This window comes from Pseudomonas sp. FW215-R2, assembly GCF_058789255.1.
The window spans coordinates 88688-111549 of the sequence record NZ_JBYTBO010000014.1 but is presented as its reverse complement, the minus strand read 5'-3'; the positions used below and the strand labels follow the sequence as shown (position 1 = coordinate 111549).

The window sequence follows — 22862 nt, the reverse complement described above, 5'->3', positions numbered from 1 at the left end:
CATAAAATAATTAATTATTGCCTCCACAACTTCAATCGGGGTTAAGCGATGGCAGGTTCATCAGGGCCACCTGGGGAACCTGCGGTGGCCGACATTGCGAATCACTGCCCGGTTGCAGATAGGGCATCAGAATCGGCGCCATGCCCTTGAGCACCTGCACCGGCAACGCGGAAGTGAACTTGAAGTTCTCCGCCGAGCGTCCCGGCACGAACGCGGTGAGCGTGCCGAAATGGTGGTCACCGATGTAGAACACGAAGGTGGCCGTGCGGTTGATCGATTTCGAGCTGAGAATCCGTCCGCCGGAGCCGATCGCCTCGATCCGGTTGTCGCCGGTACCGGTCTTGCCGCCCATGGTCAGCGGTGTTCCATCGTTCAGTTTGAAACTGCCAGAAACACGTTTGGCCGTTCCCGAGTCCACCACTTGCGATAGCGCTTCACGCATCGCCGTGGCGACTTCGGACGGCATCACACGTTTACCAACGTGAGGGTCATTGACCAGTTTGGTTTCGTAAGGCGTGCCGGCAGCAAAATGCAGGCTGTCGATGCGTAGGGTCGGCATGCGCACACCGTCGTTGAGGATGGTGCCGATCAACTCGGCCAGCGCAGCGGGGCGGTCGCCGGAGCTGCCAATGGCGGTGGCCAGCGACGGCACCAGGTGATCGAACGGATAGCCGACTTTCTGCCAGCGCTGATGGATGTCGAGGAACGCCTCGATCTCCAGCATGGTGCGGATGCGACTGTCACGGGCGCCCTTGTGCTTGCTCTTGAACAGCCAGCTGTAGACTTCCTGACGCTCGAACTGGCTGGCCTTGACGATCTGGCCCCAGGTCGCGTCCGGGTGATTGAGCAGGTAGCCGATCAGCCACAGGTCCAGCGGGTGGACCTTGGCGATGAAGCCTTGATCCGGCAAATCATAGGTGCCGGGACCGTAGGCGAGGTAGAGGCGTTCCAAGCGCTCGTCGGTGAGCTTTTCGGTGATTTTGACGCCCTTCAGGTGCGAGCGCACGAAGGTGTTGAAGTCTTCCTGACTGGCGTTGGGCAGCAGATAGCGGTGCACGGCGGCCATGCGGATCGGCGTCGGGCGCATGCTGTCGAGGAACGTATCGAGCCGGGCCTGGGTGTCCTTGTTCTTGTACTTCTTCCAGAACTTGAGCAGGAACGAGGTGCCTTCGCGGTCGGCGAACGAAGCGAGGTATTCCTGACGACGCGGGTCGCGGTCGTCCTTGAGCAATTCGGCGCTGTTGTTGGGGCCGGAATAGGTGGTGTAACGCACCAGATCGCGCATCAGGCGAATGAACGGCAGGTTGATCGACTCGCGCAGGGCATCGCGCAAGGTCGGCATGCGGCCGTTGTCTTCCTTGCGGAAGTTGTGGAACACGTGCAGGCCGCCACCGGTGAAAAACGCTTCGCCGGGGCTGGCGGAATATTTGCGGTCGAGGGCGGCGCCGAGCATTTTCGACAGATCGTGATCCTTGTTCTGGATCAGGTAATCGATCACCCACTGGGTCAGGCGATCCTGATCCGGCACGTCGACTTTCTTCAGTTCCGGCACGGTCATGGCGCCGTACTTGTCATGCAGTTCCGAGATGATTTGCAGGTAGGTGGTCAGCACCCGCATCTTCGCCGTGGAGCCCAGTTCCAGTTTGCTGCCCTCGTTGATGTCGAACGGCTGGTCGGTGCTGTCGGTCTGCACCCGCACTCGCGAACCGTCCGGAGTGAGCTCGAACAGGGTGAAGCTGTAGCGCACCTGAGTGGTGCTGGTGGGCGTCAGCAGGCGCTCGCCCATCAGCCCGACTTCGGTTGCATAGGCCGGGTCGGCGAGTTTTTTCAGGTAGGCGGTGGCCTGGGTTTGCAGCTCGCCTTGCAGGGTGCTGGTGGCCGAGAGGTCGAGGCGGTCGAGGTCGTACAGCGGACGATTGAGCATCGAGGCCAGACGGCTGCGCGCGACGCTGATGCCTTTGTTGGTCTCGATCGGCTGAATGGTCGGCTGGGTCTGCCAGTCGCGGTAGGTGACCTTGCTGGCCAGGGAAGCATCGGCCAGCGCCGCGTCGATCACACCGTTCTGCTTAAGCAGGCGCAAGTGGCTGTCGGTGAGGTCGGCCAGTTCTTCGCGGCCCTTGGTCAGGTAATGCGAAGGGCGGCGTTGGGCGATCATCAGCGAGAGCATTTCGCGCAGGGCCAGGCCTTTGTCCGCCAGGGTCTTCGGATCAGTCGCGGTGCTTGCCAGTTTTGCGTTGGCTTCATTGAAGTCGGCGCCGTACCAGACCCGCAAACCCTCGGCCATGCCGTGGACTTCGCCATGCCCCGGCACCGCCGACAACGGCACGCTGTTGAGGTAGTCACGAATGATGTTGCGCCGCGCCGGCAAGGTATCCGGGCCGGCCTGATAGGCGCGCACGCTGGCGGAAATCATCTGGCGGATTTTCTCGGCACCGTTCACCGTCAGTCCGTCAGGCGAGTGACGATACTTTTCCAGTTGCGTGGCCAGGGTGCTGCCGCCGGCCGACTGCCCGGGCAGGTGCAGGAGCTTGGCGACTTGCGACCACGCGGCCATGCCGAAGCGCGGCCAGTCCACCGCCGGGTTGGCCATCGGCTGTTTGGGATCGAGCAGGAAGCGGTTTTCGATGAACAGCAGGCTGTTGACCACCACCGGCGGAATTGACTCGAAACTCGAATACAGCTGTTGCGGATAGTTGTACTGATACAGCGGCGCGGCCCGGCAATCGGTGATCGACAGCCCGGCCTGGATCTTTTCGGAGTAGGGCACGAACAGGCCCTTGTCGGTATAGCCGAGCAGCGCTGGCGAGAAGCGTGTCTGTTCGGTGATCACATAATTGCGCTTGAGCAACCGAGGCAGAAATTCGTCCAGCGAGCTGTAGCCCAGACGCAGATCGAACGGCCCGTTGCCCGGATAACGAATGGCTTCGCTGGGGCCCGGTTGCAGTTCATAGGTCAGTCTGGCGGCGTACTGGCTGACCTCGCGGGATTGAAAGCGCGAGGTGCGCATTTCCTTGGTCGCGGCCAGGCCCACCACAATTGCAATGATCAACAGCAATAGCCAGAAAGCCTTCCACCCATGCCGATTACGACGGGGTTTCTCAGGTGCAGGCGCTTCATCCACACGTTCAGTCGGAACCACTTTTTCACTCGAATCGGTTTGCCACAAAGCGCCCATAGTCGATTGATCCATTCACGCAGATTGATCGGACTTGTCTGAAGCTTAGTCGGTGGTTGGCGCGGGTGAAAAAATTGTGAAGGGGCGAGCCTGAACAAATCTGCAAACCGGGCAGTCGCTTCGCAATGCTGGACTGCAAGCCCGACAGGGCCGGATTAGAGCAGTGCGCGGGTAAATACGACTTGGGTAGGGGCATGACGCTGCACCATTGCTGTGCAATACTCGGCGCCCATTTCGGCAGTGAATAATCCGGTTTTTTCAGGAGTGTTTATCTCGAAAGTCCGATGATTGGCGAATCATGTCGCTGAATATCGCGTCTTTTAGAGTGAAATTTCCTGCTGGAAGCTTTTTATACTGCCAGCCCGCTGATCCTCCAGGTCTGGCCCTGCAGGACGCATCTGCCCACGAGGCAGGCGCGGTGTCGGGAAGCCAAGGCCTATCGGCCGACGCTTCGACACACGGTGGTCTATCCAATAACAAGACGAGGATGTCCCCAAATGCCAACAGGCAATCACCTGCCTCATGGCGAGACCGCTCAAGGCGGCCCGCTCAAACGCGAACTCGGCGAACGGCACATTCGCCTGATGGCGCTCGGCGCCTGTATCGGTGTCGGTCTGTTTCTCGGTTCGGCCAAGGCCATCGAAATGGCCGGCCCGGCGATCATGCTGTCTTACATCATCGGTGGTCTGGCGATCCTGGTGATCATGCGCGCCCTCGGCGAGATGGCCGTGCACAACCCGGTCGCCGGCTCCTTCAGCCGTTACGCACAGGATTATCTCGGCCCGCTGGCGGGCTTTCTGACTGGCTGGAACTACTGGTTCCTGTGGCTGGTGACCTGCGTCGCGGAAATCACCGCGGTGGCGGTGTACATGGGCATCTGGTTTCCCGATGTGCCGCGCTGGATCTGGGCGCTGGCGGCGCTGATCAGCATGGGCTCGATCAACCTGATCGCGGTGAAGGCCTTCGGTGAGTTCGAGTTCTGGTTCGCCCTGATCAAGATCGTCACCATCATCGCCATGGTGCTCGGCGGCATCGGCATCATTGCCTTCGGTTTCGGCAACGACGGTGTGGCGCTGGGGATTTCCAACCTGTGGGCCCACGGCGGCTTCATGCCCAACGGCGTGACGGGCGTATTGATGTCCCTGCAGATGGTGATGTTCGCCTATCTGGGTGTGGAAATGATCGGCCTGACCGCCGGTGAAGCGAAGAACCCGCAGAAGACCATTCCCAATGCGATCGGCTCGGTGTTCTGGCGGATTCTGTTGTTCTACGTCGGCGCGCTGTTCGTGATCCTGTCGATCTACCCGTGGAATGAAATCGGCACTCAGGGCAGTCCGTTCGTGATGACCTTCGAGCGTCTGGGCATCAAGACCGCCGCCGGCATCATCAACTTCGTGGTGATCACCGCCGCACTGTCGTCGTGCAACGGCGGCATCTTCAGCACCGGGCGCATGCTCTACAGCCTGGCGCAGAACGGCCAGGCGCCGGCCGGTTTCGCCCGCACGTCGAGCAACGGCGTACCGCGTCGGGCATTGCTGCTGTCGATTTTCGCCCTGCTGCTGGGTGTGTTGCTGAATTATCTGGTGCCGGAAAAAGTCTTCGTCTGGGTCACCTCGATCGCCACCTTCGGTGCGATCTGGACCTGGGTGATGATCCTGCTGGCTCAACTGAAATTCCGCAAAGGCCTGAGCGCCAGCGAACGTGCGGGCCTGAAGTACAAGATGTGGCTGTTCCCGGTCAGTTCCTATCTGGCGCTGGCGTTCCTGGTGCTGGTGGTAGGTCTGATGGCGTACTTCCCGGACACTCGCGTGGCGCTGTATGTCGGCCCGGCGTTCCTGGTGCTGCTGACCGTGTTGTTCTACGTGTTCAAGCTGCAACCGAGCGATGCGTCCCGGGGCGCGGTGCGTTCGGCGTCGTAAAACGCCAGTGCTGAAACGCGAAAGCCCCGGTCGATTGGCCGGGGCTTTTTCGTTGGTGCAGGTTTAAAACCGCTGGTCTGAAAGACCGGTGAAAACGACTTCTGATCCTTTGTCATGTTCCAAGCTTTATCACTGTCGAAATCAGCACAGCAGTGAACAGAGGCACTGAAATGAGGATGAGCGATTTTCTCGTACGAGAACTCGGCCGCCGTCAGGTCGTACTGTTTTTCCTGCTCGCCACGACGCTGTACATCCTGCCGCTGATCCTCGCCGACTTCCCCTACATCGACGACAACTGGCGCACCCTGGCTGCCGGCAATGTCTGGGCCGGGCAGGGGCGGTTGTTCATGGACTGGCTGTATCAGGCGCTGACGTTCACCGGCGCTGCGCCGAACATCTTTCCTTTGCCGTTGTTGCTCGCCACAGTGGCCATGTCATTGGCCCTTACTCGCCTGACCTTTCATTATTTCCCCGAACCGACCCTGGCCTGTTGCCTGGTGCCGTTGCCGCTCTGGTACAACCCGTTCCTGTTGCAGAACCTGTCCTATCAATACGACGGGGCCGGCATGGCCCTGAGCCTGGTTGCGGTGATTTACGCGATCACTTTTTGCGGCACTTCCCGGATACAGCGATGGCTGGTGCCGTCGGTGTTGCTGACGCTGGCGATCGGGTTGTATCAGGTCAGTCTCAATGTGTTTCTCGGGCTGTGTTGTGTGGAGTTGCTGAGGAATGTTCATCGGCGAGTGCCGTGGGCGGAGTTCTGGCGCCTGTCGGGATGGAGGCTGGCGCAACTGGTGCTGGCGGTGCTGATCTATGCGGTCACGGCCTATCCGTTCACGGAATCCGGGCGCACGGAGTTGCTCAACGGTAGCGCTGATCCGCTGTTGCAGATCGGCATCAATATCGGTCGGGTGATGGAGAAAGTTGCGCTGCTGTTTCACGGCGGCTACACAACGGTGTTTATTGTGTTGGTGCTGTGTGCACTGTTCGGTGGTGTGCGGTTGGGACGGCAGATTCGCCTGCGCAATGAGCCCACCGCACAAGGTTTGCTCCTGGGATTTATCTGCCTGCTGACGCTGCCGTTGATTGTGCTGCTGGTGCCGGGTATGACGCTGCTGTTTCGCGACTTCAACGAAGGCGCACGCACCCTGATGGGGTTCGGCGTGCTGCTGATCTTGCTGTTCTATCTGGCCTATGTCGGGTTGACGTCGCTGCACTCGCGGCTGCCCCTGTTGTTGGCAATTCCGCTTCTGGCAACGTTGTCGCTGTCCTTCGCTTACGGGCGGGTGCTGATGATGGAAAAAACCTTCGCCAATAGCGCCCTGTACAGCCTCAGCCAGGACATTTCCTCCCATCGCGAACTGCGCGAAGCCAAACGGATTTATATGTCAGTGACTTACTCCGACCGCTGGCTGGCGGGTGCAGAGGGCACCTTCAGGCAGCTGCCGGTGCTGCGCTACTTGCTGAACATCGACTACTTCATGCTCGCGGAAAACCTGCCGTCGGCCGGTATCACCAACGTGGTCGCGGAACGCGAACGGCGCAACGCCACCCGCGTCGGCTATCAGGGGTTTCCAGCGTTGGTGGATCGACTCTATTACCGCATCTACCTGATCGGAGATTACGGTTTCATCGTCATGAAAGAGCCGCCCCATGGTCGGCTCTTGAGTTGGTGAGTATCCGAAGTGCTATGCCCTGAGCGTTACCGCTAGGCGGCCGCGATCTCCTGCGGCTCGAAACTGTCCGCCCGCGCCATCTGCCACATCCGCGAATAGAACTCGCCGTTCACTTCCCCGGTGAGCAACTCCCCCGGTTTCAGGAACACGTGCAGCTGCGAGAACAGTTTGATCTCGGTCGCCGACATGCGCCGAACCAGATGCTTGGCCGACAGTTGCGATGGATGTTCGAGGCCGGCGGCGGCGAGCATTTCTGCCAGCGCCTTCAACGTATTGCGGTGGAAGTTGTAGACCCGCTGCGCCTTGTCCGGCACCACCAGCGCGCGCTGGCGCAGATTGTCCTGGGTGGCGACGCCGGTCGGGCATTTGTTGGTGTGGCAGCTTTGCGACTGGATGCAGCCGATGGCGAACATGAAGCCGCGCGCCGAGTTGGCCCAGTCGGCGCCGATGGCCAGGACGCTGGCGATGTCGAAGGCGCTGACGATCTTGCCGCTGGCGCCGAGTTTGATCTTGTCCCGCAGATTCAAGCCCACAAGCGTGTTGTGCACAAACAACAGACCTTCGCGCATCGGCACGCCGATGTGGTCGGTGAACTCCACCGGCGCGGCGCCAGTACCGCCTTCCTTGCCGTCGACCACGATGAAGTCCGGCAGGATGCCGGTTTCCAGCATGGCCTTGGCGATGCCCATGAACTCCCACGGATGACCGAGGCAGAACTTGAAGCCCACCGGTTTACCGCCGGACAGTTCACGCAATTGCTGGATGAAATGCATCATCTCGATCGGCGTGGAGAACGCGCTGTGGCGGGACGGTGAGATGCAGTCTTCGCCCATGGAAATGCCGCGGGTGTCGGCGATTTCCTGGGTCACTTTGTGCTTGGGCAGAATCCCGCCGTGGCCGGGTTTGGCGCCCTGGCTCATCTTGATTTCGATCATCCGCACTTGCGGGGTCTGCGCCTGGGCGGCGAAACGTTCCGGGTCGAAACGGCCGTCGCTGGTGCGGCAGCCGAAGTAGCCGCTGCCCAGTTCCCAGGTCAGGTCGCCGCCGTTTTCGCGGTGATACGGGCTGATGCTGCCTTCACCGGTGTCGTGGGCGAAGTTGCCGAGTTTCGCACCCTGGTTCAGCGCGCGGATCGCGTTGGCGCTGAGGGAGCCAAAACTCATGGCCGAAATGTTGAACACCGACGCCGAGTACGGCTGGGTGCATTGCGGGCCGCCAACGGTCACGCGAAAGCTGTTCGGGTCGCTCAACGGCGCCGGGCGCATCGAGTGACCGATGAACTCGAAACCGGACTGATACACATCGATCAGGGTGCCGAACGGTTTGTCGGCGCTTTCGTTCTTGGCCCGCGAGTACACCAGCGAACGCTGGGCGCGGGAGAAGGGCAGGGCATCGCTGTCGGATTCCAGCAGGTACTGGCGGATTTCCGGGCGAATACCCTCGACCAGATAGCGGATGTTGCCCAGGATCGGATAGTTGCGGCGTACCGCGTGGGGGCTCTGCATCAGGTCGAACAGACCGATCAGGCTCAGCACCCCGGTGACGGCGGTGATCGGCCACAACCAGTCATGGTCGAGAAAGGGCAGGCTGGCGAGGGTGAAAATCACGCAGACGGCAAAGAAGGCGTAGCGGCTCAGGAGTGACAGGCTCATACGGTTTCCTTGGTTCGGACGGTTTTTTTGCGGCAGTCAGGCGTTCTGCGCCTGCAGAAAGATCGAAAACAGCTCCGACTGGGACTTGATCCCCAGCTTGCTGTACATGTGTTTCTTATGGACTTTCACGGTTTCAACAGAGATTTCCAGCTTACGGGCGATTTCTTTACTGGAGCAACCGCTGAGCATCAAACGCCCGACATCCAGTTCCCGGGCGGTCAGTTGCGCGCCCTTGAGTTGCTGCACCGACGCTTCAAGCTGCACCCGCCAGTCCGGTTGCGCCGGCGACGGGGCGAGGGCGACGATTTCATTGATTTCGTAGGGCAGGCGCTGGCGCAACAGGCCAAGCACCCACGGCTGGATCAGCGACAGCAGGGCGATCTGCTCGCCGCTGAAGCGCTGCTTGCTGCCCAGTGACAGGCACAGCGTGCGGTCGCCTTCGAGCTGGCAATTGAACTGGATTTCGTCGGCCACCACATTCAGACGAAAGTATCGCTGGTAATACTCGGTCAGCTCGAAATGCTCCGGCGCGACCTCCGACAGGCGATACAACCCGGTGCGCGATTGCTCGCGACAGGCGATGTAGAACGGGTCGAGCAGGTACAACCCGCGCAGATAATCCTGGAACAACTGGTCGGGACTGCCGTCTTCGCCCGGGCATTCGGCGAACACCTGAGGGTGACGGTCGGCGCTGAACAGCAGCGCCACCCAGCTATCGAACGGGACGTACTGGTCGAGCAGGCGCACCAGTTGCGCCCAGAAATTCGGCTTGTCGAGGGCGTCGATCAACTGCCCGACGGCGCGGTGCCAGGTGATGTCGTCAAACGAAAGAGTCATGCCTCTACCCCTATCGGGTTACCCCGGCCGCGTAATTCCCTGGCCAGTCGAATGCGAAGCATACTGGCCCACAGACAGCCGCCGGGCAATCTTTCGGCGCCCGGCGCTCATAACAAGGACTCCCCATGAAAGTCGAACTCGCCCAACTGGCGGGCCGTGACAAAGACACGGCGTACAACCTCGAACGCGCCCTGGCGGCGATTGCCGCGTGCCCGGCCGACACGCAACTGATCGTGTTCCCCGAGACCCACCTGATGGGCTTTCCGACCGCTGACACCGTGGCGCAGATCGCCGAGCCGGTAGACGGCCCGACCGTCAGCGCGGTGCAGGCCGCGGCTCGCGAACGCAACATCGCCGTGGTGATCGGCATGGCCGAAAACGACAACGGCCGTTTCTACAACACCACGCTGCTGGTCACCCCCGAAGGCATCGCCCTCAAATACCGCAAGACCCACCTCTGGGCGTCGGATCGCGGTGTGTTCGAGGCCGGCGACCGTTACGCCACCTGCCTGTGGAACGGCGTGCGGGTCGGCCTGTTGATCTGCTACGACATCGAGTTCCCAGAATCGGCCCGCGCCCTGGCGCAACTGGGCGCCGAGTTGCTGATCGTCACCAACGGCAACATGGATCCGTACGGGCCGACTCACCGCACCGCGATCATGGCCCGGGCCCAGGAAAACCAGGCGTTTGCGCTGATGGTCAACCGTGTGGAAGCCGGGGATGACGGGTTGATGTTTGCCGGCGGCAGTGCGCTGGTGGATCCGCTGGGCACGGTGCTGTTCGAGGCCGGGCGTGAGGAAGGGCGGTTCGGCGTTGAACTGGATTTCGGCCAGTTGGAACTGGCGCGCAAGGATTACCGCTATCTGGATGATCAGCGGTTGAGGTTGCCGGGGGAGGTGGTTGAACACGCCTCGGGAGTACGAGAGCTGCTGATCCCTTCGCGCTAAAGAACAGAAGATATCCGATCGTGCCCACGCTCTGCGTGGGCATGCAGCCCGGGACGCTCTGCGTCCAAAGAGCGGACGCGGAGCGTCCATGGAGACATTCCCACGCGGAGCGTGGGAACGATCAAACAACACACCTGTTTGACCAAAACAACAACGCAACACCCGAAACATTCGCCGAACTCGGCCTCTGCCATAAATCCAATAAAATCCGGAGTAAGTCGCCCATGGCTCGTTTGCAACGCACCCTTTCGCTGGGGTCGGTGGTGCTGTTCGGCATCGCCTACATGACGCCGATCATTGTCCTCGGCACGTTCGGCATCCTCGCCCAATCCACCGCCGGCATGGTGCCGGCCGCGTATCTGGCGGCACTGGTGGCGATGTTCTTCACCGCCATGAGTTACGGCCACATGGCCGCCGCGTTTCCGGTGGCCGGTTCGGCCTACAGCTATGTGCGCAAGGCCATCAGCCCGAAACTCGGTTTCATCGCCGGTTGGGCGGTGCTGCTCGATTACCTGTTTTTGCCGATGGCGATCTGGCTGATCGGCGCCGCGTACCTCGCTTCGGCCTTCCCGTCGATCCCGCAGTGGATCTGGGTGCTGGCGTTCATCGGCATCACCAGCGCGATCAACATCATCGGCCTGAAACTGGCCAACGGCATCAACGCCTTGCTGATGCTGGTGCAGTTCCTGGTGCTGGTCGCTTTCGTCGCCCTGTGCGTGCATTACATCGGCGGTGATGCCAGCACACCGCTGTGGTCGATCAAACCGTTCTTCAACGGCGACATGCAGATGCCGCTGATCATGAGTGGCGCGGCCATCGCCTGCTACTCGTTCCTCGGTTTCGATGCGGTCAGCACCCTCACCGAAGAAACTCGCGACCCGCGCCGCACCATCCCTCGAGCAATCATGCTGATCACCCTGATCGGCGGGCTGATTTTCGTCGGTGTGTCGTACTTCGTGCAGATTGCGCATCCGTCGTTCCAGTTCGACAACGTCGATTCGGCGGCCTACGAAATTGCGCGCAATATCGGTGGTGACCTGTTCGTCTCGATCTTCCTCATCGGCCTGATCGTCGGTCAGTTCGCTTCGGGCCTGTCCGCCCAGGCCAGTGGTTCGCGGCTGCTGTTCGCGATGGGTCGTGACGGCGTGTTGCCCAAGTCGTTCTTCGGCACCTTGCACGAGCGCTTCGGCACGCCGGTCAACAGCATCCTGCTCTGCGCGGTGGTGGCCTTGCTGGCGCTGAAACTCGATGTGACCACGTCGACCTCGTTCATCAACTTCGGCGCGTTCCTGGCCTTCAGCCTGGTCAACCTGTCGGTGATCTTCCATTACTGGATTGGCGGCGAGAAGAAAGGCCTGCGCGAGCTGGTGCTGTTTCTGGTCTTCCCGTTCATCGGCCTGGTCGCGGACTTGTGGCTGATGGTCAGCCTCGATCACCTGGCGGTGTATCTGGGCCTGAGCTGGCTGGCGATTGGCGTGGTGTATCTGGCGGTGCTGACCGGCGGATTCCGTCGCCAGCCACCGGAAATGGATTTCCAGGAAGCGACCTGAACTGACCTGACATCAAGCCGCAGGCCGGGTCTGGCGCAATGGCAGTTGCACGCGAAACGTTGTGCCGGTCCCCGGCGTGCTGCTGACGGAAATGTCCCCGCCGTGTTTCTTCACGATGCCATAGGACAGGGACAACCCCAGCCCTGTCCCCTGGCCTACGGGTTTGGTCGTGAAAAACGGGTCGAAGATTTTCTGCAGGGTCTCGGGCGCAATGCCCGAGCCGTTGTCGGCCACTTCGATGATCGCCGACTCCCCCTGCACAGCGGTGCGCAGGGTAATGGTGCCGCGTTCCGAACCCATGGCCTGCGCCGCGTTGACCACCAGGTTCATGATCACCTGATTGATCTGCGAGGGCAGGCATTCGATGTCCGGAAGGTCCTGATACTCCTTGACCACATCGGCCTTGTACTTGAGTTCGCTGGCGACAATGTTCAGGGTCGAGTCGATGCCCTGTTGCAGGTTCGCCCACTGCCATTGCTGCTGGGTATCGACCCGGGAGAAGTCCTTGAGGTCCTTGACGATCTGCCCGACCCGGCCGATGCCTTCCTTGGATTCGCGGATCAGCACCGGAATGTCTTCGAGCAGAAAATCCACTTCGAGGTGTTCGCGCAGTTGCTGCAACTGCGCGGCGGGTTCGGCGGCCAGAGTCTGCCCGGCGGCGTGATAGGCCCCGAGCATGGCCAGCAACTGCTGGAAGTAGCCGTCGAGCGTGCCGAGGTTGGAGGAAATGAACCCGATCGGGTTGTTGATTTCATGGGCAACCCCGGCCGCCAGTTGCCCCAGCGAGGCGAGTTTTTCCGACTGCACCAACTGGCCTTCCAGTTGCTTGCGTTCGTCGATCTCTCGCTGCAAGGCTTCGCTGGCCTGCTTGAACTGGGCGGTGCGCTGGTCAACCAAATGTTCCAGGTGATGCATTTGCAGCGACGCGCGTTCGGTCATCTGCCATTTGGTCAGCAGGGTGTTGGCCATCTGCTGGACTTCGATGTTGTCGAACGGCTTTTTCAGGATCAGCAACCGGTCATGGGCGTGCAGGCGATCCAGCAGTTCGTCCCAGGAATAGTCGGAATATGCGGTGCACACCACCACCTGCAATTGCGGATCCTGTTGCCAGAGATGCTCGATGGTTTTCGCCCCGTCCCAACCGTCGGGCATGCGCATGTCGACAAAGGCCAGGGCGTACGGGCACTGCTCCTGCAACGCCAGGTTGAGTTTGGCCAGGCCTTCTTCACCGCCATAGGCCGAGTCCAGTTCGAACGTTGCTCGCCGGGGCTTGGCAGGTGCGCCGAACAGGGCCGCTTCCATCTCGTCCAGTTCCGCTGACTGCGCCTGGGTCGGGGCGAGGATTTTGCGAAAGTCTTCGTGGATCGACGGCATGTCGTCGATCAACAGAATGCGGCGGTTCGACAGTTCGCTCATGCGTTCTCCGTTACGGTGATCAGCGGAATCTGCAGGGTGAACATGGCGCCCAGCCCCGGCCCGTCACTGTGGGCGGTGAGATGGCCGTTCATCTCGATGGCCGCCAGGGCGCAGCTGTGCAGGCCGAAGCCATGACCCTCCTTGCGGGTCGTGAAGCCGTGGGCAAAGATCCGTGTCATGTTTTCCGGGGCGATGCCTTCGCCATCGTCCCTGACGCTGATTTCCAGAAAACTCTCGTCGACGATCTTCACGCCCAGGGTCATGGTCCGTGGGCGGTTGCTGAGGTCGGACATCGCGTACTTGGCGTTGCTGATGAGGTTGATCAGGATCAGCAGCAAACGGTGTTTGTCGCCCATCACCTGAGGCACGTCGCCGTATTCCTTGACCACCGTGACATGGTGCCGGGTGAGTGCGCCGGCATTCATGCGCAGGGCGTCTTCGAGCAGTTCGTTGATGTACAACGGCTCGGTCATGCTGTTGGCCCCGGCATAGGATTGCTGGGTGGCGACGATGTCCTTGATGTGATCGACGCTCTTGTTCATCTGGGCCAGTTCGTCGGCCATTTCCTGCTGTTCCTGGGCGATGGCGCCTACCAGTTGGTTGAGATAGCCGGGCAGCAACTTGCCCTTGGCGTCCTCGGTCAGGAATGGCCCGAGGTCGTCCGGGTGTTCGTTGATCAGTTGCATGGCCTTGCCCAATCCCAGGGCCTTGCTGCTGCGCAGTTTTCGCGAGATCAGGTCGGAGGAAATGTTCACGCTGTTGAGCACGTTGCCGACGTTGTGCAACACGTTGGTCGCGATTTCGGCCATGCCGGCCTGGCGCGCGGCGTCGAGCAATTCGCTCTGGACGTTCTTGAGCTCGCGGGTCCGTTCATCGACCCTTTGTTCCAGCACATCGTTGGCGGTTTGCAGGGCCGCGTTGACCCGGTTGATCTCGGCGAAGCTGCGGATCAGCCGGATGGCCAGCCACAGCAGCGACAACATCAGCAGGACGGAAAACAGCAGCAGGTAGAAATGGTATTTCTGGTCGATCTTTTCGACCCGCTGCTGATCCTGATCGAGCATGTTGGTGATGGTGTCCAGGCGCTCGGCCACGGGAATGGCTTCGATCTGGTCGAGCAGGCGGTTGACGATCGGCTGCTCGCGCAGGATCAGGGTGATGTGATTGCTCAGGATCCTGATCGGCGTCTGGAAGTCCCGGGGCAAGCGTTGCGCGTTCACCGTGAGTTTGTTCAAACCCAGCTCGATATCGGCCGCCTTGTCGTCGGAGGCGACCTGGGCGAATTCCAGTGCGCTGAGCAGCAGGTCATAGGTGTCGGTGACGATGTTCTGCAATTGAATCTTGTCGAGGTCGGACAGATTGGTCAGCTGCGCCTGAATGTCATCCTCGGCGGTCGGCAGAAACGCCAGGGAGTTGCGCAACAACGCGTTGTGCGACTTGAACTGTTCGACCAGACGGGTCTTTTCCTGCATGGCTTTCAGGAACCCTTCGTGGGCCTCATCCCATTGCGTGGAGTCGTTGCGCCCGTGCCCGGACTCCATGGTGTCGAAGCGTGCCCACAGGCGGTTCATCTCGTTCATCGGTGAAACCAGCGGGTCGTAATTGTGCGAGATCGCCACCCGGGCCTTGAGGATTTCGCTTTCCCACAGGGCGTCCTGTTGCTTGATCTGGCGGATCAGGTCCCGGGATTCGGTGTAGGTCGTGGTCTGCTCGGAGCTGGACTTGAGGTACAGAAAAACCAGGGTCGAGGCCAGCAGCACGGCGACAAGCCCGAGCAATATCAGGCTGACCCGGCGTGACATCTTCATCATGGCTTGCCCTCCCAGTGCCCGGTCAGGGTCTTGAGAAACTCGATGATCAGTGCCTTGTCTTCCTCGCTCGGCATGCGGCCCAACTGATACTGGAACATCACATCCACGGCCCGTTCGAGGGTGGGCGCCGAGCCGTCGTGGAAGTACGGCGCGGTCAGCGCGACGTTGCGCAGGCTCGGCACCTTGAACACGGCGCGATCGTCTTCGTCGCCGGTCACGTTGAACCGGCCCTGGTCGGCCAGCGTCGGGTTGCCGCGATCGGCGATGTAGTCGCCGAACACCCCGAACTTCTGGAACATGTTGCCGCCGATGTTCACCCCCTGATGGCAGGCGATACAGCCGTAGTCCTTGAAACGCTGATAGCCGTATTTTTCATCCAGGGTCAGGATGTCCGTGTTGCCCAAAAGGTACTGATCGAAGCGTGAGTCGGGTGTCAGCAGCGTGCGTTCGTAGGCCGCCAGGGCGTTCTGGATATTGGCTTTCGTCACGGCATCCGGGTAGGCGGCGCTGAAAGACTGGCGATAGTCGGGTTCGTCGGCGATCCGTTGCACAACGGTTTTCCAGTCGCTGCCCATTTCGTGGGGGCTGGTGATGACGACATTGGTCTGCTCTTCCAGCGTTTCGACGCGACCGTCCCAGAACTGGCGGAAATTGAGGCTGGCGTTGAGCACGGTCGGCGTGTTCACCGCTACCGGTTGTCCATCGAAGCCCGGGGAAAAGGCTCGGCTGTCGGCCCCGTTCTTGTCCAGTTGATGGCAACTGGCGCAGGACAGGGTGTTGTTGACCGATAGCCGTGGATCGTGGAAAAGCTGGCGACCCAGTTCGACGCGCTTCGGGTCCTGTTTCGGAATCTCGGGCAAGGGTTTCAGCGGCTCGTCCAGCGGCGCGGCAACGGTATTGGCGCAGGGAACGAACAGCAGCAGGAACAGAACGCTGCGGGACGGGCACCTCGGCGGCGTGTTCATGATGCGCTCCATGGCCCCGGCAACCCGGTCATCAGCAGGCTGGCGAAGGCGTCCGCCGGCAGGGCCTTGCTGAAGTAGTAGCCCTGGCCTTCCTCGCAGTGGTGGGACCTGAGAAAAGCCAACTGTTGCGCGGTCTCCACCCCTTCGGCGATGACGTTCAGGTTCAGGCTCTTGCCCAGGCTGATGATCGCGCCGACCAGCGCGGCGTCGCTGCTGTCATGGCTCAGGCCGCGAATGAACGACTGATCGATTTTCAGCACATCGATGGGGAACCGCCGCAGGTAACTCAGGCTGGAATACCCGGTCCCGAAATCATCGATGGCCAGCTTGACCCCCAGCGCTTTCAACCGGTTCAACGCGCTCATGGTCGCGTCGACGTTCTGCATCAGCACGCCCTCGGTGATCTCCAGTTCCAGCAGCACGGGATCCAGCCCGGTCTCTTCCAGCACCTGTTCGATGCCCTCGACAAAGAGGCGCTGGCGAAAGTCGATGGCCGAGGTGTTGACCGACATGCGGATCGGCGGCAGCCCGGCTTTTTGCCAGTCTCGCGTCTGACGACAAGCTTCGCCCAGCACCCATTTGCTCAGAGGCACGATCAGGCCGCTGTCTTCGGCCACCGGGATGAACTCCGATGGATACACCCAGCCATGTCCCGGTTTTTGCCAGCGCACCAGCGCTTCGGCGCCCACCACCCGGCCGCTGCCCAGATCGATTTTCGGCTGGTAGTGCAGGACGAATTCGTGCCGTTGCAGGGCCTGGCGGATGCCCGACTCGATGCCTTGCTGTTCCCGGGCACGCTGGTTCATGGCCTCGATGAAGAAACCGATCTCGTTCGGGCCGCTTTCCTTGGCATTGCGCATGGCCGTTTCGGCTTTTTTGATCAGGTCGATGGCTTCCAGTCCGTCGTCCGGATAAATACTGATGCCCACGCTGGCGGTGACACTGACGTCGTGACCGACAATCGTCTGTGGCTCACGGATGGCCGCCAGCAGTTTTTCGGCGATGCTGCGCGTCTGCTGCGGGTGGTTGATGTCGCTGAGCATCACCACGAACTCGTCGGAGCCATAGCGAAAGACCGAGTCCGATTCGCGCACGCAGGCCAGTAGTTGCTGGCCGACCCGTTTGAGCATCTCGTCGCCCGCCGGATGGCCCAGGGCATTGTTGATGCGCTTGAAACGATCCAAGCCGAGAAACATCACCACCAGTTGTTTGTCATGGCGCCGGCATGCGGCCAGTGACTGGGTCAGACGGTCGCCGAGCAAGGTGCTGTTGGGCAGGCCCGTGAGGCTGTCGTATTGCAACAGATGCGAGACCTTGAGCAACTCGTGCACGCGCGCCTCGATGGTTTGTTCGAGGCTGAGCATCTTCAGCGCCGCGTCCTGGGCCAGTTGCCATTTCCAGGTCAGGGCATTGGCCATCTGCCGGATTTCCAGGGTGTCGAACGGTTTTTTCAGGATCAGTAACTGATCGCCGAACTCCAGGCGCTCGGCCATGGCTTCCCAGCTGTAGTCGGAGTAGGCGGTGCACAGCGCGATTTGCAGGTTGGGATCGACCTCCCAAAGTTTTTCAATGGTTTCCAGACCGTCCCAGCCGGGCGGCATCCGCATGTCGGTGAAGGCGAGGGCATAGGGACGGCCTTCGTCCAGCGCGTGTTGCACCAGTTTCAAGGCTTCCTGGCCCTGGTAGGCAGAGTCGAGCTGGAAGGTCAGATGCGGCGACTGGCGGGTACCGAACAGCGTTTGTTCAAGACCGCTCAGATCCGCTTCGCCACCGCTCTCGGGGGCGAGGATCTTGCGGAAGTCGGCATGGATCGCCGGCGTATCGTCGACGATCAGAATCCGCCGGTTGGTCTGGGGAAAAGGCGTTTTCATCCTTCATCCTCCTTGGGCAGCGGGGCGGCCGCACTCCAGTCCTTGAGCAGTCGGGCTGCCTGTTCAGGGCTGACCGCTTCGCTCAAGCTGAAGCCCTGCACGTTTTTCAACGGCGCGCAGGACACCAGGGCACTGCCCTGATCCTCAGGCGTGACGCCTTCGGCGCTGATGTCGATCGCCAGGTCCCGGGCGAAATTGACGATCGCCCGCAGCCGATTGGCGCCGTCTTCATCCTGAGCCGCATTGTCGATCAGGGACTGGGCGAGTTTGAGGTGATTGACCCGGTAGGTTTTCAGGTAATCGAACGATGAGTATTCGGTGCCGAAATCATCGATGGCGATGGTCACACCCAACTCCCGCAGGCGCGGCAACGCATCGTTGTGTGTCCATTGGGTCTGGGCCAGTGTGGCTTCGGTGACATCGAAACGCAGATCCCATGGCGCCAGCTCCCAGCGGGCCGTGGTGCGCAACACGTCGTAGATCAGTTCGGGACCGGACTTGAGCTGTGCCAGGGAAATCTTGATCGCCATCACCGGTGGCGCCACTCCCTCGTTTTGCCACTGACGCATCTGCCAGCAGGCGTGATCGAGGATCCAGCGTCCGAGTGGAATGATTGCGCCGGTCTTTTCCGCCGCCGGTACGAAGGCCGACGCCGGCAGCAGGCCAAGCCTGGGATGTTGCCAACAGACCTGCGCGGCCATGCCGAGAATCTTGCCGCTGTGCAGGTCCACTTCCGGCATGTAATCGAGCTTCAGCCCTCCCTGGGTGAGGGCCGTCGTCAACTCCTCGGCAAGGACCATGCGCTCGGCCACCTCCCGGGTGATTTCCTCGGAGTGGAAGTGATACTGATTGCGTCCGGATTCCTTGGCGCGGTACAGCGCCATGTCGGCCTGTCCCAACAGGCTGTCGGCATCGAAGCTGGCGGGGCTGTAGCTGCTGATGCCGATGCTGACCGAAATGCGCACGGCGTTGCCGGCCAGTTGATAGGGCACCTGCAGAGCCTCAAGGATCTTGGTGGCCATGGCGGCGGATTGGGTCGGTTCGCTGACGTCCAGTTGCAGGATCGCGAATTCATCGCCGCCCAGACGCGCCACTACATCGTTTTCCCGAACGCCGGATTTGATCCGTTGTGCCACTTGCTGCAACAGCAGGTCGCCGACCGGATGACCGAGGGTGTCGTTTATTCGCTTGAAGTGATCCAGGTCCAGGTAAAACACCGCGAATGGCGCCGCCCCCCGACGTGCGGCGGCAAAGGCTTGATGCAGGCGTTCGATCAGTGTGGCGCGATTGGCCAGCCCGGTGAGGCCGTCCGTACGGGCCAGCTGGGCCATTTTCTCCTCGGCCACCCGGCGTTCGGTGATGTCGAGGATGATGCCTTCCACTTCCAGCAGCCGGCCGTCGTGGTCGCGCACCGGGATGTAGCGGTTCTCCACCCAGCGCCACGTGCCCTGGCCGGTGCGCAGGCGAAACTCGATCGAAGCGCCCAGGGCATGCCGGTCCAGCACCCGCGCCATGGCGGCATCGACATTGGCCTGATCGTCCGGATGGATCAGCACCTGCGCCCAGTTGGCCGCCCCCACCAGATCGGCCGCGACATGCCCGTAGCGGGTGATGTTGTGGGAGATGTACATCAGCGGAAACGATGGCTCGCCGCGCAAGCGGTAAAGGATGGTCGGGCTGTTCTGCACGATGATGTTGGCGTCGGACAGCTCCCGCGTGCGGTCCTGCACGGCTTGTTCCAGCAGGTTCATCTTCAGCGCGGCGTCTTCGGTCATTTGCCATTTGACGGTCAGAGCGCTGGCCATCTGGCGGATTTCGATCGCATCGAAGGGTTTTTTCAGGATCAGCAGGCGATCGTTCAGCGGCAACCGCTCGTCGATGTCTTCCCAGGAGTAGTCGGAGTAGGCGGTGCACAGGGCCACTTGCAGCTTGGGATCGACCTGCCAGAGCCGTTCGATGGTTTCCAGGCCGTCCCAGCCCGGTGGCATGCGCATGTCGATGAAGGCCATGGCGTAAGGACGACCAGCGGCCAGGGCGGCCTCGACCTTGTCCAGGGCCTCGCGCCCCTGAAAGGCCGAATCCAGCTCGAAGTGTTCTTTCTGCGTGGCAGACGCGGTGGACGGGGTGCCGAACAGCAGGCTTTCGGTTTCGTCCAGGCTGTCGTCTTCAATCGTGGCGGGTTTGAGGATTTTCTCGAAATCGCCGTGGATCGACGCCGTATCGTCGACGATCAGTACGCGACGATTGATTTGCCCGAGTTGCGCACTCATGGCGCAATACCCGCAAGTTCACGCACGTTCGTCATCGGGAGCATCCTTTTCCCCTCATCACACGCCTGCGCGCAGGCCGATGGTGTCGTCCAGCGACTTGAGCATAGTTGCCCCTTCGGCACTTCGCCTTACCCGATGATTTGTGCGGTCTGCGCGAAAAAATCATCTAGCCTGTCACTGAGGCGCGGGCAAGCGAGGAGGTCTGCCGAGACGCCTGTCATGTCCACCGTTTCCCGTGAGGCCTCGCCATGGAAGAGCAATCCGCCCCGACTTTGACCCACCGGCCCACCGTGTTGCTGGTCGATGACGAGGAGTCGATCCTCAACAGCCTGCGCCGCCTGCTGCGTGGCCAGCCCTATGACGTGTTGCTCGCCACCAGCGGTACCCAGGCACTGGAAATGATGGCGCAACGCCCGGTCGATCTGGTGATGAGTGACGCGCGGATGCCCAACATGGACGGCGCCACCTTGCTGGCCAACGTTCACCAGCTGTATCCGGCGACCACGCGGATCATGTTGACGGGGTATGCCGACCCTTCGGCGATCATCAAGGCCATCAACGAAGGGCAGATCGACCGCTATATCAGCAAACCCTGGAACGACGAAGAAATGCTCCTGATCCTGCGCCAGGCGCTGGAACATCAACATCTGGCCCGGGAGCGCGAGCGCCTGGAGCAACTGACCCGGGTGCAGAACGATCAGTTGAAGTTGCTCAACAGCACCCTGGAAAAACATGTCAGCGCCCGTACCGCCGAGCTGCAACAGACCGCCGACATGCTCGACCTGGCCTACGAGGAGCTCAAGCACAGCTATGTGACCGGCACCGAAGTGTTCTCGTTGCTCGCCAACCTGCGCCTGCCGCCAGCCAAGCAGACCAACCGGCAGATCATTGAACTGGTGCGCGGCTACTGCAAGGTGCATCGGCTGGACGAAGCCGCCAGCCGCGACCTGACCATGGCCGCCGCGCTCTACAACATCGGCAAGCTGAGCTGGACCGACAGCATGATGACCACCCCCTCGGACCTGCTGCACAGCACCGAACGCGACCGCTATCGGGGTTATCCGAAGCAGAGTGAGTCGCTGCTGATGACCCTGGACCCGATGAAGGATGCCGCGCGGCTGATCCTGCACCATCAGGAGCATTGGGACGGCAGCGGGTTTCCCGACCGGCTCAAGGGTGAGGCGATTCCCTTGGGCTCGCGGCTGTTGAAACTGGCGGTGGATTTTGTCGAGTTGCAGCGCGGGTTGATTCTCGAGCGGCAGATGAATAGCGATGAAGCGTTGCTGTACCTGCGTCAGTACGCGGGCAAACTCTATGATCCCGAGCTGATCGAGGATTTCATCAAGGTGTGCGCGATGGTCAGCGACATCACCCTGACCGATCCGAGCGTCAAGGTGCTGGGCACCCGGGAACTGGCGGCGGGGATGATGCTGGCGCGCAACCTCAATGCCGATAACGGCATGTTGCTGCTCAATGCCGGCAAGGTGCTGAGTGCACTGCTGGTGGACAAACTGATCAGTTTCGAAGCCATGGAAGGTGGCAAATACAAGGTGTTCGTAAAAGTGCCGGAGGAGGGCGAGGCGGCGCTTCTGGCCCAGTCTTGAGACCGTATGAGGTGACGCTGGCGCCGCCGGCATGGGATCCTTGCGGTTTTTCTCAAGGCCGGTGGCTGTCCCATGACCTCTGTATCCGCTGTTTCCCCCCGCATCATTCGTATTGCCGCCGCGCTGCTGCTCAACCCCGACGGCCAGACCCTGCTGGTGCGCAAGCGCGACACCACGGCGTTCATGCAGCCCGGCGGCAAGATCGAGGCCCATGAGCTGCCGGTACATGCGCTGGCCCGTGAGCTGGAGGAAGAACTGGGGCTGGTGATCGATACGGCGCAGGCGACTTTTCTCGGCCAGTTCTCGGCACCGGCTGCCAACGAGCCGGGGTTTGTCGTGCAGGCCGAGATCTTTCAACTGACCATCGACGCCGACGTCTCCCCGGCCGCCGAGATCGAAGAGGTGATCTGGATCGATCCGGCCACCGACGGCGATGTCGTTCTCGCCCCATTGACACGTGACCTGATCCTGCCGTTTTATCGAGCCTCGCTGACTGCGATCGCCTGATCATTCGTACAAAGGACTTCGTCATGATCCCGCTTCAAGACCTGCTGATTTTTGCTGCCGCTGCACTGCTGATGGTACTGACGCCGGGGCCGAACATGATCTACCTGATCTCCCGTTCGATCTGTCAGGGACGCAAGGCCGGAGTGACCTCTCTGCTCGGCGTGGTGGCAGGGTTCTTCGTGCATCTGTTCGCGGCGGCGGCCGGATTGACCGCGGTGTTTCTCGCGGTGCCGATGGCCTATGAAGTGTTGAAATGGGCCGGCGCGTTCTACCTGCTGTGGCTGGCCTGGCAGGCGGTGAAGCCCGGCGCGCGTTCGCCGTTCGAGGCGCAGCAACTGCCGGCGGATTCGTCGCGCAAACTGATCACCATGGGCTTTCTCACCAGTGCCCTGAACCCGAAAATCGCAGTGTTCTACCTTTCGGTATTTCCGCAGTTCATTACCCCGGAACACGGCTCGGTGTTCACTCAAAGCATCATTCTCGGCCTGACCCAGATCAGCGTCAGTTTCAGCGTCAATCTGTTGATCGCGCTGTTCGCGGCGGGCATCGCTTCGTGGTTCGTCAGCAACCCGACGTGGCTGGCGGCGCAGCGTTATTTCATGGGGTTTGTGCTCGGCGGTCTGGCCGTACGGCTGATGCTTGAACAACGCCGGTCGGCTTGA

15 protein-coding genes are annotated in these 22862 nt (G+C 61.1%); 7 read left to right on the top strand and 8 right to left on the bottom strand.

The genetic code is table 11. The features are described 5' to 3' along the window. Positions 1 to 31 precede the first annotated feature (31 nt). Positions 32 to 3175 (bottom strand): transglycosylase domain-containing protein, encoded by a 3144-nt coding sequence (locus AC3WRD_RS19805; RefSeq protein ID WP_102620794.1) that lies wholly within the window; start codon positions 3173 to 3175, stop codon positions 32 to 34. 497 nt (positions 3176 to 3672) lie between these two features. On the opposite strand from AC3WRD_RS19805, the gene AC3WRD_RS19800 reads away from it, so the two are divergent. Further along, entirely contained in the window at positions 3673 to 5094 is a 1422-nt protein-coding gene (locus tag AC3WRD_RS19800) for an amino acid permease (RefSeq protein ID WP_102620793.1), read from the top strand. A gap of 170 nt (positions 5095 to 5264) precedes the next feature. Beyond that, entirely contained in the window at positions 5265 to 6770 is a 1506-nt protein-coding gene (locus AC3WRD_RS19795) for a glucosyltransferase domain-containing protein (RefSeq protein WP_102620792.1), read from the top strand. A gap of 32 nt (positions 6771 to 6802) precedes the next feature. Here the strand turns inward: AC3WRD_RS19795 and AC3WRD_RS19790 are convergent, their stop codons facing one another. Then, positions 6803 to 8422, bottom strand: a complete 1620-nt coding sequence (locus AC3WRD_RS19790) for an FMN-binding glutamate synthase family protein (RefSeq protein WP_096818530.1) — start codon at positions 8420 to 8422, stop codon at positions 6803 to 6805. A gap of 36 nt (positions 8423 to 8458) precedes the next feature. Then, positions 8459 to 9259, bottom strand: a complete 801-nt coding sequence (locus AC3WRD_RS19785) for a helix-turn-helix transcriptional regulator (protein WP_102620791.1) — start codon at positions 9257 to 9259, stop codon at positions 8459 to 8461. 125 nt (positions 9260 to 9384) lie between these two features. Here AC3WRD_RS19785 and AC3WRD_RS19780 point away from each other — a divergent pair, with 125 nt between their 5' ends. Continuing rightward, positions 9385 to 10206 (top strand): carbon-nitrogen hydrolase family protein, encoded by an 822-nt coding sequence (locus AC3WRD_RS19780; RefSeq protein ID WP_102620790.1) that lies wholly within the window; start codon positions 9385 to 9387, stop codon positions 10204 to 10206. Between the two features lie 224 nt (positions 10207 to 10430). Beyond that, positions 10431 to 11756, top strand: a complete 1326-nt coding sequence (locus AC3WRD_RS19775; RefSeq protein WP_096818526.1) for an APC family permease — start codon at positions 10431 to 10433, stop codon at positions 11754 to 11756. Between the two features lie 12 nt (positions 11757 to 11768). Here AC3WRD_RS19775 and AC3WRD_RS19770 read toward each other — a convergent pair whose 3' ends face one another. Genes AC3WRD_RS19770 through AC3WRD_RS19750 form a run of 5 tightly spaced genes read right to left on the bottom strand, consistent with a single transcriptional unit; the run spans position 11769 to position 20089 of the window. Further along, positions 11769 to 13172, bottom strand: a complete 1404-nt coding sequence (locus tag AC3WRD_RS19770) for an ATP-binding protein (RefSeq protein WP_102620788.1) — start codon at positions 13170 to 13172, stop codon at positions 11769 to 11771. Beyond that, on the bottom strand, positions 13169 to 14983 hold the full coding sequence (locus tag AC3WRD_RS19765) for a DAHL domain-containing protein (protein WP_102620787.1): 1815 nt from the start codon (positions 14981 to 14983) through the stop codon (positions 13169 to 13171). Before AC3WRD_RS19765 ends, AC3WRD_RS19770 begins: the two co-directional genes overlap by 4 nt. Continuing rightward, positions 14980 to 15948: a cytochrome-c peroxidase gene (locus tag AC3WRD_RS19760; protein WP_102620786.1), complete on the bottom strand. Its 969-nt coding sequence runs from the start codon at positions 15946 to 15948 to the stop codon at positions 14980 to 14982. The genes AC3WRD_RS19765 and AC3WRD_RS19760 overlap by 4 nt, the downstream gene beginning before the upstream one ends. Next, positions 15945 to 17819: a putative bifunctional diguanylate cyclase/phosphodiesterase gene (locus AC3WRD_RS19755; RefSeq protein ID WP_102620785.1), complete on the bottom strand. Its 1875-nt coding sequence runs from the start codon at positions 17817 to 17819 to the stop codon at positions 15945 to 15947. Before AC3WRD_RS19755 ends, AC3WRD_RS19760 begins: the two co-directional genes overlap by 4 nt. Then, on the bottom strand, positions 17816 to 20089 hold the full coding sequence (locus AC3WRD_RS19750; RefSeq protein WP_102620784.1) for a GGDEF/EAL domain-containing response regulator: 2274 nt from the start codon (positions 20087 to 20089) through the stop codon (positions 17816 to 17818). Before AC3WRD_RS19750 ends, AC3WRD_RS19755 begins: the two co-directional genes overlap by 4 nt. A 248-nt stretch (positions 20090 to 20337) precedes the next feature. Between AC3WRD_RS19750 and nosR the strand changes: the two genes are divergently transcribed. From nosR to AC3WRD_RS19735, 3 genes are all read left to right on the top strand, one after another. Further along, positions 20338 to 21693 carry a response regulator c-di-GMP phosphodiesterase, NosR family gene (nosR, locus tag AC3WRD_RS19745; RefSeq protein WP_096818516.1) on the top strand — a complete coding sequence of 452 codons (1356 nt, stop codon included), beginning with the start codon at positions 20338 to 20340 and terminating at the stop codon, positions 21691 to 21693. Between the two features lie 72 nt (positions 21694 to 21765). Further along, positions 21766 to 22200, top strand: a complete 435-nt coding sequence (locus AC3WRD_RS19740) for an NUDIX hydrolase (protein ID WP_102620783.1) — start codon at positions 21766 to 21768, stop codon at positions 22198 to 22200. A 23-nt stretch (positions 22201 to 22223) separates the two neighbouring features. Beyond that, positions 22224 to 22862: a LysE family translocator gene (locus tag AC3WRD_RS19735; RefSeq protein WP_102620782.1), complete on the top strand. Its 639-nt coding sequence runs from the start codon at positions 22224 to 22226 to the stop codon at positions 22860 to 22862.